The sequence below is a fragment of the Elstera sp. genome (genome assembly GCF_044372965.1).
Classification (GTDB): domain Bacteria; phylum Pseudomonadota; class Alphaproteobacteria; order Elsterales; family Elsteraceae; genus Elstera.
In genome coordinates this window covers 1-8,750 of sequence record NZ_JBILQX010000152.1, presented here as the reverse complement: position 1 = coordinate 8,750, position 8,750 = coordinate 1, and the positions used below count along the sequence as shown (strand labels likewise).

The following is an 8,750-nucleotide window of genomic DNA, read 5'->3' as shown; positions in this document are numbered from 1 at the left end:
CATAGGGCAGTTGCTTGCCGATCAGAAACTCGAAACGGCTGGTGGGGGTAACGTAGAAATTGGCAATCGTGCCCATTTCCTTCTCCCGCACCACGGCGAGCGCCATCAGAATTGCCGGGATCATCACCAGCAGCAGGGCGATTGTCGCCGGAACCATCGCATCAAGGCTGCGAAAGGCCTGATTGTAGTGAAAGCGCGTTTCGATCTGGATCGGCGTTGCGGGCAGCGTCAGGCCGTTTTCCTTGGCCATTGTCGTCAGGAACTGCTGGTGCAGCCCGGTCACATAGCCTTCCACGGTTTCGGCGCGGAACGGCATGGCCCCGTCGATGAGAATACTCACTTCGGTCGGCTGGCCCCGGCGCAGATGGGCCCCAAAATCGGGGGGAAGCGTGAGCGTGGCGGCGCTGCGCGCGCCCTTCAACTCAACCATTTGCGCGGCTGGGCTGGCCAGCGGCGGGCGCTCGCGGAAGTAGGGGGAGCCCTGAAACTGTTCGATATAGGCGCGGCTTTCCGGCGATTGATCCTGGTCGAGCACCGAAAACGGCACCTTTTCCACATCCAGCGAAATCCCGTAGCCGAACACCACCATCAGAAAGGCGGTGCCGAAGAGGGCGACGGTCAGGCGCACCCGGTCGCGCAGAATTTCCAACGCCTCGCGCCAGGCGTATGCGCCCAGCCGTTTCGGTGAAAAGCGCGGCGGGCGGCCCTGGGGCGGCAGGGGGTCGGGGAAACGCGTCTCGGTTACGGTTTGTGGGCCGAGCGCTTTTTCCATCGCCCGAATAAAGGCTTCATCGAGACTGAATGTACCGCTTTCTTTTTCAAGCGCGTCCGGCGTGCCGATAGCGAGCACGCGGCCCGCGTGCATAAAGGCGATCCGGTCGCAGCGCGCGGCCTCGTTCATAAAATGGGTCGAGACGAAGATCGTCACCCCCTGCTCGCGCGATAAGGTGAAGAGTTCCTGCCAAAAGCCGTCGCGGGCAACCGGATCGACGCCGGAGGTTGGCTCGTCGAGAATCAACACTTCCGGTTCGTGCAGAATGGCAACGGCGAGGGAGAGACGCTGGCGCACGCCCAACGGCAGATCGGCGGAGAGATCGTCGAGATAGGGGGCAAGGCCGAAGCGGGCGGTTAGGTCGGCCTCGCGCTTTGTGGCGGCCTCGGCGGGCAGGCGGAAGATTTTGGAGTGCAGGCGCAGGTTCTGCCGCACGGTGAGTTCGCCATAGAGCGAAAACGCCTGGGACATATAGCCAACCCGTCGCCGCGCATCGAGATCGGTGGGGTCGATGGGTTTCCCCAGCATAAAGGCCTCGCCGGAGGTGCTGGGCAGCAGGCCCGTCAGCATCTTCATGGTGGTGCTTTTGCCGCAGCCGTTGGAGCCGAGAAAACCGAAAATCTCGCCGCGCTGAATGGCGAAATCCACATGATCGACGGCGGTGAAATCGCCGAAACTGCGCGTCAACCCGCGCGCTTCGATCACGGGCGGATGGCCGTTCGCGTCGGGGGCGGGCGGCTTTACGGGCCGGATATGGCCGCGTTTGGCCTCCTCGGGCAGTAGGGCGATGAAGGCGTCTTCGAGGCTGGTGCAGCCGGTTTGGGCTTTCAGGGCGGCGGGCGCGGCGCAGGCGAGCAAGCGGCCGCCGTGCATGGCCGCGACCTGATCGAACTGTTCGGCTTCATCCATATAGGAGGTAGCGACGATGACGCTCATCTGCGGACGGTTTTCGCGCAGGCGCGTGACCAACTCCCAGAATTGGCGGCGGGAGAGCGGATCGACCCCCGTGGTCGGCTCGTCGAGAATGAGCAAATCGGGATCGTGGATAAGGGCACAGCACAGCCCCAGCTTTTGCTTCATGCCGCCTGAAAGTTTTCCCATCGGCCGGTCGGCAAAGGCGGTCAGGCCGGTTCCGGCGAGCAAGGCCACCGCCCGTTCGGCGCGTTGGGCGGAACTCAGGCCAAAGAGCTTGCCGAAGAACTCCAGATGCTCGCTTACGGTGATATCGGGGTAGAGATTCTTGCCCAAGCCTTGCGGCATATAGGCGATGCGCGGCTGAACCTCGGTGCGGGCGCGGCTTGCGCGCATATCGGCCCCGAGCACGGTGACGCTGCCGATTTGCACTTTTTTTGCCCCGGCGATGAGGGCGAGCAGGGTGGATTTGCCAACCCCGTCCGGCCCGATCAGCCCGAGCGTTTGGGCTTCGGGCAGGACCAGCGACACAGTTTCCAGCCCCAGCGTTTTGCCGTAGCTGTGCGAAACGCCCTCAAGCTGAACGGCGGTGCTCATAGCGAGCGGATCACGACCCGGCAGGCTTCGTCAAGTCCGACTGAAGCCACTCCGGCCAAGCAGCTTTCGGGTCGAGCTTCACATAGCCCATGCCGGTGAGGCCGGTTTTCACATACTCAAGATATTGCTGCACCAGGGCTTCCGGCACGCGGATTTTGATGCGGTACATCATCCGGTCGCGCTCGCTTTTCGTTTCCACCTGGCGGGGCGTGAACTGCGCCCGGGCGGAGATGAAGGAGACATTGGCGGGAATGGCGCGATTGGGGAGCGCATCCAGCACAATCCGCCCCTCTGCCCCCATTGCCAGAATCCCCGCCTCGGTGGTGGGCAGGAACAGCGTCATATAGACGCTGGAGAGATCGAGCAGGGTTAGCACTTTGCCGCCACCCGCCAGCACTTCGCCGGGTTCGGCCAACCGGTAGAGCACCCGGCCCGAAACGGGGGATTTCAGCACGCCGTCGCCAACCTGCGCGCGCAACCGGTCGGCCTCGGCGCGGGCGGCGCTGATGGCTTCGCGGCTCGCATCGACCCGGCTGCGCGCGGCCTCCAAAGCCGCCGCCGCAGTGCGGCGCTGATTGCGGTTTTGATCGACGCGCTGTTGGGTCACATTGCCTTTGGCGATCAGGGCCACGGCCCGATCCAACTCTTGATCGGCGAGAGTGAGTTCGCTTTTGCGTAAGGTGATTTGCGCATTAGCCTCGGCTTCGGCCTTTTCGGCTTGGCGCACATTGGCTTCGGCGGCGCGTAAAGCGGCCTCTAGATCGGCGGTATCGATCCGAGCGACCACATCGCCCGTTTTCACCATATCGCCTTCTTGAACCAGCACCTCTACCAAGCGCCCGGCAAACTTGGCGCTCAGGTCGGTTTCATTCGCCTCGATGCGGCCATTACTGCCGATAATGCCGGGGGGGAGCGCCGCCTTCGGCTTATAATAGGTCCGATAGGCCCAATAGCCTCCGCCGCCCACGGCTGCGACAAGAATGAGAAGAGCTAGAATTTTTAAAGCGCGCATTCTGTCAATCTATCCTTCAGATTCGCCGCTCCTGAGCGAATCCCATCGTGCCATCATACTCGCCGCGCTGCGTGTGATGCGAGCGGAATGCGCTGGCGTTTACCACCGCCGGGCGAATCATCCTCAGCCACCATAATCGCTATCCCGACTTGAACGCCACCGAAGGTGACGGCGAGGCCCCAGGGCAGCATAATCCAGGCGACGAGAGGGCTTTCCGTTTGGCCCGCGAGCGTCGCCAACCCCCAAGCATCGCCGAACATCAGCCCGAGGCCAACGGCGACCCCAAGGCTCGCCCCAATTGCGGCATTGCGGATCATGAACTGAACGAGCGCGGGCAGGGCCATGGTGCGTCTCCTGAAAACGATAAGCCCATGTAACGCCCGCATTGACGGATACGTCAACGTGCCATTGCGCCGCAACGTGCCCGCCGCGCGGGGCGGTCTTTATGGAATCTTTATGCGCGCAGGCCCGGCTTCGTCTCGAACCTTCACGCGGGTTTGGCGTCAGATGCCCCTAACGGGAAACCCCGTAGAAGGAGAAATCATGCTGGATGTTGTGTTTCTGGCGGCCTTGGCCGCCGGATTTTCGGCGTTGGTCGGCTATGCGCTGGTCTGCGCCACGGAGATCGACCGATGAGTGCGGCGTCTCTTGATTTGATTCTGGGCGGCGCGGTTTCGGCCTGTGTGCTCGCCTATTTGCTGCTGGCGCTGCTGCGCCCTGAACGTTTTTAGCGAGGCCGGTCATGAGTTTGAACGGTTGGGCGCAAATCGCGCTGTTTTGTCTTATTCTTCTTATGCTGGTGCGACCGGTCGGCGGCTATCTTACCCGCGTTTTCACCGGACAAAAACTGCTGCTGTCGCCCATCATCGGCCCACTAGAGCGCGGTTTTTATGCGGTGGCCGGGGTGAACCCGAAACAGGGCCAAGGCTGGGTCGCCTATACCGCCGCGATGCTGGTGTTGAACGGCGCGGGCGCTTTGCTGCTCTACGGTATTTTGCGCCTGCAAGATGGGCTGCCGCTGAACCCGCAAGGCTTTGCGGCGGTGGGGCCGGACCTTGCCTTCAATACGGCGCTTAGTTTCGTCACCAATACCAACTGGCAATCTTATGGTGGGGAGACCACCCTAAGCCACTTTAGCCAGATGGCCGGGTTGACGGTGCAGAATTTCCTGTCGGCGGCGACGGGGATTTGCCTTGCGATTGCGCTCGTGCGCGGCTTTGCCAGCAAATCGGCGCGCGATTTGGGCAATTTCTGGGTCGATTTAACGCGCGTCACCCTCTATGTGCTGCTGCCGATTTCCTTTATCGCCGCCCTCTTCTTCGTTTGGCAGGGTGTCCCGCAGACCTTTGCGGCGAGCGCGGAGGCGGTAACGCTGGAAGGGGCGAAACAGACGCTCAGCCTCGGCCCGGTCGCCTCGCAATTGGCGATCAAGATGCTCGGCACCAACGGCGGCGGCTTTTTCAACGCCAATTCCGCGCATCCGTTCGAAAACCCGACGGCGCTTTCGAATTTCATTCAGATGCTGCTGATCTTCCTGCTCGGTGCGGGCCTCACCAATACCTTCGGGCGTATGGTTGGCAACGAAAAGCAGGGTTGGGCGATCTTCGGCGCGATGGGCGTGCTGTTCATCGCGGGCGTTACCGTAGTTTACGGCGTTGAAGCTTCGGGCAATCCCTTCTTCCATCAACTCGGCCTGATCGGCGGGAATATGGAAGGTAAGGAAGTGCGCTTCGGTATTGCCGCTTCGTCGCTGTTCGCCGTCATCACCACGGCGGCTTCGTGCGGCGCGGTGATTGCGATGCACGATAGTTTCCTGCCGCTCGCGGGCATGATCCCGATGATTAACATGCAGCTTGGCGAAATCATCGTCGGTGGCGTTGGTGCGGGGCTGTATGGGATGCTCGTCTTTGCCCTGCTAACGGTCTTCATCGCCGGGCTAATGGTTGGGCGGACGCCCGAATATCTCGGCAAGAAAATCGAAGCGCCGGAAGTCACCATGGCGATGCTGTCGCTGCTGGTGCTGCCGCTGGCGATCCTTGGCTTCACGGCTTTGGTCGGTTTCATCCCCTCGGCGCTGGCGAGTTTGCAAGATAGCGGCCCGCACGGGTTCTCCGAAGCGCTCTACGCCTATACCTCGGCGACGGCGAACAATGGCTCGGCCTTCGGCGGCTTCAATGCCAATACCCCGTTTCATGATGGGGTGATGGGGATTGCCATGCTGCTGGGGCGTTTCGCCATGATTGTACCGGTGATGGCGGTGGCGGGGTCGCTCGCGCGCAAATCCCCGCAACCGGCCTCCTCCGGCTCGTTCCCCACCGATACGGCCCTGTTCGTCGGCCTCTTGGTCGGGGTGATCCTGATCGTCGGCGGTCTGACTTATTTCCCGTCGCTGGCCTTGGGTCCGATTGCCGAACATTTGGCAATGACCGCCGGCACGCTGTTTTAAGGCGCGAATCCCATGAGCAAACGACCTCTCGTTTCCCTGACCGACCCGGCGATTCTCATCCCGGCGGCGGGGCAAGCTTTCACGAAACTCAATCCGCGCGCGCTCAGCCGCAATCCCATCCTCTTCGTCGTGGCCTTGGTCGCGCTGCTGACGAGTGTTCTGCTGGTGCGCGATCTTGCCACCGGCGCGGGCGGAACCGACTTTACGGTGCAAATCGCGGCCTGGTTGTGGTTTACGGTTCTCTTCGGCACCTTCGCCGAAGCCGTGGCGGAAGGCCGGGGTAAGGCGCAAGCCGATAGCCTGCGCAAAACCCGAACCGAAACCACTGCGCGGCGCAAGCTTGCCAATGGCGGCACCGAAACCGTATCGGCGCTCGATTTGAAGCCCGGCGATCTGGTGATCGTCGAAGCGCTGGAAATCATCCCCTCTGATGGCGAAGTGATCGACGGGGTCGCCTCGGTCGATGAAAGCGCCATTACGGGGGAAAGCGCGCCGGTTATCCGCGAAAGCGGCGGCGACCGCTCGGCGGTAACGGGCGGCACGCGGGTTCTGTCGGATGTCCTCACCGTCCGCATCACTTCGGCGCGGGGGAACACGTTCCTTGACCGGATGATTGCGCTGGTGGAAGGCGCGCAGCGGCAGAAGACGCCGAACGAAATCGCGCTGTCGATCCTGCTCGCGGGTCTGTCGATCATCTTCTTGCTAGCGGTGGCAACCATTCCCGGCTTTCTCGCCTATAGCGCCGGAAGCATCTCGGTCGTGGTGCTGATTGCCCTGTTCGTGACCCTCATCCCCACAACCATCGGCGCGCTTCTCTCTGCCATCGGCATTGCCGGGATGGATCGGCTGGTTCGCTTCAACGTGCTCGCAACCTCGGGCCGCGCGGTAGAGGCGGCGGGGGATGTGGATACGCTGCTACTCGATAAAACCGGCACGATCACGCTGGGCAACCGCGTCGCTGCCGAATTTCTGCCGTTGCCGGGCGTCGATGCCAAAATTCTGGCGGAAGCCGCGATGCTGGCGTCATTGTCGGACGAAACGCCGGAAGGCCGTTCCATCGTTGTGCTGGCAAAAGAAGCCTATGGCCTGCGCGCCCTCGATATGGCCGAACGGGGGGCAAGTTTCATTCCCTTCTCCGCCACCACGCGGATGAGCGGGATCGATCTTGGCAAGCGCCAGATCCGCAAAGGCGCAACCGACGCCGTGCTGGCCTGGGCGGCTGGTACGGGGTCGGACCGGCTGACGGCTATCGTCGAAAGCGTGGCGAAATCCGGCGGCACGCCGCTGGTGGTGGCCGAAAGTGGTAAGCTTCTCGGCGTCGTTCACCTAAAGGACGTGGTGAAGGGCGGCATCCGCGAAAGGTTCAGCGAACTGCGGCGCATGGGCATTCGCACGGTGATGATTACGGGCGATAATCCGCTGACCGCCGCCGCGATTGCCGCCGAAGCGGGCGTGGATGATTTCTTGGCCCAAGCAACCCCGGAAGCCAAGCTAAAGCTGATCCGTGACGAACAGGCCAAGGGCAAGCTGGTCGCCATGTGCGGCGACGGCACCAATGACGCCCCCGCCCTCGCCCAAGCCGATGTCGGCGTCGCCATGAACACCGGCACGGTGGCGGCGCGCGAGGCGGGCAATATGATCGACCTCGACAGCGACCCAACGAAGCTCATCGAAATCGTCGGCATTGGTAAGCAATTGCTGATGACGCGCGGCGCGCTCACCACCTTCTCCATCGCCAACGACGTGGCCAAATATTTCGCCATTATCCCGGCCATGTTCGTGGGGATTTATCCGCAGCTTCAGGCCCTGAACGTGATGGGACTGGCAACGCCCAGCAGCGCCATTCTGTCGGCGGTAATCTTCAATGCGCTCATCATCATCGGGCTGATTCCGCTCGCCCTGCGCGGCGTGCGCTACCGGCCGCAAGGGGCGGCGGCTCTGCTGCGGCGCAATCTCTTCGTCTATGGCTTCGGCGGGCTGATCGTGCCGTTCATCGGCATCAAGATCATCGATCTCGCCGTTACTGCCTTCGGTTTGGCTTAGGAAATCATCATGATCCAACTGTTTCGCCCGGCCCTTGTGCTGCTTATCGGGATGACCGCGCTGCTGGGCATCGCGTATCCCGCCGCAATCACGGGGATTGCCCAACTGGTTTTCCCGCGTGAGGCCAATGGCTCCTTAATCGAGCGCAACGGCGCAATCGTCGGCTCCAGTCTGATCGGGCAGAATTTCACCGATCCGCGCTACTTCCACCCGCGCCCCTCGGCGACCTCCGGGACGGATGCTGACGGCAACAGCGTTGCGCTGCCCTATAACGCGGCGTCCTCGTCGGGCTCCAACCTGGGGCCGACCTCGAAGGCGTTGATCGAGCGGGTGGCGGGCGATATTGCCGCGCTGGAAACGACCAAGCTGGTGCCGGTCGATCTCGTCACCACCTCGGCCAGCGGGCTTGATCCGCATGTGTCGCCGGAGGCGGCGCGGTTGCAAATCGAGAGGGTCGCCAAAGCCCGCGATCTGCCGGTGGCCGTGGTGCGCGAACTGGTGGAACGGTCGGTCGAAACCCGCCTGATGGGGCTTATCGGCGAGCCGCGCGTGAATGTTCTGGCGCTTAATCTGGCGCTGGACGACATGGCGACGAAGCGCAAAAGCCCGTAATCTGGCCGGCATGAGCGATTCCGATCTTTCAACCACAGAGCAGCGCCCCGACCCCGAGGCGCTGCTGGCCCTCGCCCAAAAAGAAGGGCGGGGGCGGTTGCGTATCTTCCTTGGGGCCGCGCCAGGGGTCGGCAAAACCTATGAGATGCTGCGCATCGCCCGGCAGCGGCGGCGCGAGGGGGTGGATGTCGTCGTCGGCGTGGTTGAAACCCACGGGCGGGCGGAAACGCAGCGTATGCTGGCCGGGCTCGAAATCCTGCCCAAGCGCGCGAGCGACTATAAGGGCCGCGCCCTGCCGGAAATGGATCTCGACGCCATTCTCGCCCGCAAACCGGCGCTGGTGCTGGTTGACGAAT

Annotated in this window: 7 protein-coding genes and 1 pseudogene; 5 read left to right on the top strand and 3 right to left on the bottom strand. The window is 62.6% G+C overall.

The genetic code is table 11. The annotated features are described in order from the left end of the window. The 3 genes from rbbA to ACIQ36_RS15655 form a co-directional block, all read right to left on the bottom strand. Positions 1-2,281 (bottom strand): ribosome-associated ATPase/putative transporter RbbA (gene rbbA, locus ACIQ36_RS15665; protein ID WP_395830998.1); only part of this gene is annotated, 2,281 nt, incomplete at its 3' end. 10 nt (positions 2,282-2,291) lie between these two features. Further along, positions 2,292-3,293: an HlyD family secretion protein gene (locus ACIQ36_RS15660; protein WP_395830996.1), complete on the bottom strand. Its 1,002-nt coding sequence runs from the start codon at positions 3,291-3,293 to the stop codon at positions 2,292-2,294. A gap of 53 nt (positions 3,294-3,346) precedes the next feature. After that, positions 3,347-3,637: a hypothetical protein gene (locus ACIQ36_RS15655; RefSeq protein WP_395830994.1), complete on the bottom strand. Its 291-nt coding sequence runs from the start codon at positions 3,635-3,637 to the stop codon at positions 3,347-3,349. Between the two features lie 288 nt (positions 3,638-3,925). Between ACIQ36_RS15655 and kdpF the strand changes: the two genes are divergently transcribed. From kdpF to ACIQ36_RS15630, 5 genes and pseudogenes are all read left to right on the top strand, one after another. Continuing rightward, positions 3,926-4,024, top strand: a complete 99-nt coding sequence (kdpF, locus tag ACIQ36_RS15650) for a K(+)-transporting ATPase subunit F (protein ID WP_395830992.1) — start codon at positions 3,926-3,928, stop codon at positions 4,022-4,024. An 11-nt stretch (positions 4,025-4,035) separates the two neighbouring features. Further along, on the top strand, positions 4,036-5,739 hold the full coding sequence (gene kdpA, locus ACIQ36_RS15645) for a potassium-transporting ATPase subunit KdpA (protein ID WP_395830990.1): 1,704 nt from the start codon (positions 4,036-4,038) through the stop codon (positions 5,737-5,739). Between the two features lie 12 nt (positions 5,740-5,751). Beyond that, entirely contained in the window at positions 5,752-7,782 is a 2,031-nt protein-coding gene (gene kdpB / locus ACIQ36_RS15640; protein ID WP_395830988.1) for a potassium-transporting ATPase subunit KdpB, read from the top strand. 9 nt (positions 7,783-7,791) lie between these two features. Then, positions 7,792-8,394, top strand: coding sequence for a potassium-transporting ATPase subunit KdpC (kdpC, locus tag ACIQ36_RS15635; RefSeq protein ID WP_395830986.1), 603 nt, complete (start codon positions 7,792-7,794; stop codon positions 8,392-8,394). 10 nt (positions 8,395-8,404) lie between these two features. Continuing rightward, positions 8,405-8,750: pseudogene (locus tag ACIQ36_RS15630) on the top strand (two-component sensor histidine kinase); the annotation flags it as partial.

Coding starts and splice junctions, on each gene's coding strand:
- kdpF (WP_395830992.1), top strand. CDS start 3,926: ATGAGTGCGGCGTCTCTTGATTTGATTCTGGGCGGCGCGGTTTCGGCC.
- ACIQ36_RS15655 (WP_395830994.1), bottom strand. CDS start 3,637: ATGGCCCTGCCCGCGCTCGTTCAGTTCATGATCCGCAATGCCGCAATT.
- ACIQ36_RS15660 (WP_395830996.1), bottom strand. CDS start 3,293: ATGCGCGCTTTAAAAATTCTAGCTCTTCTCATTCTTGTCGCAGCCGTG.
- kdpB (WP_395830988.1), top strand. CDS start 5,752: ATGAGCAAACGACCTCTCGTTTCCCTGACCGACCCGGCGATTCTCATC.
- kdpC (WP_395830986.1), top strand. CDS start 7,792: ATGATCCAACTGTTTCGCCCGGCCCTTGTGCTGCTTATCGGGATGACC.
- kdpA (WP_395830990.1), top strand. CDS start 4,036: ATGAGTTTGAACGGTTGGGCGCAAATCGCGCTGTTTTGTCTTATTCTT.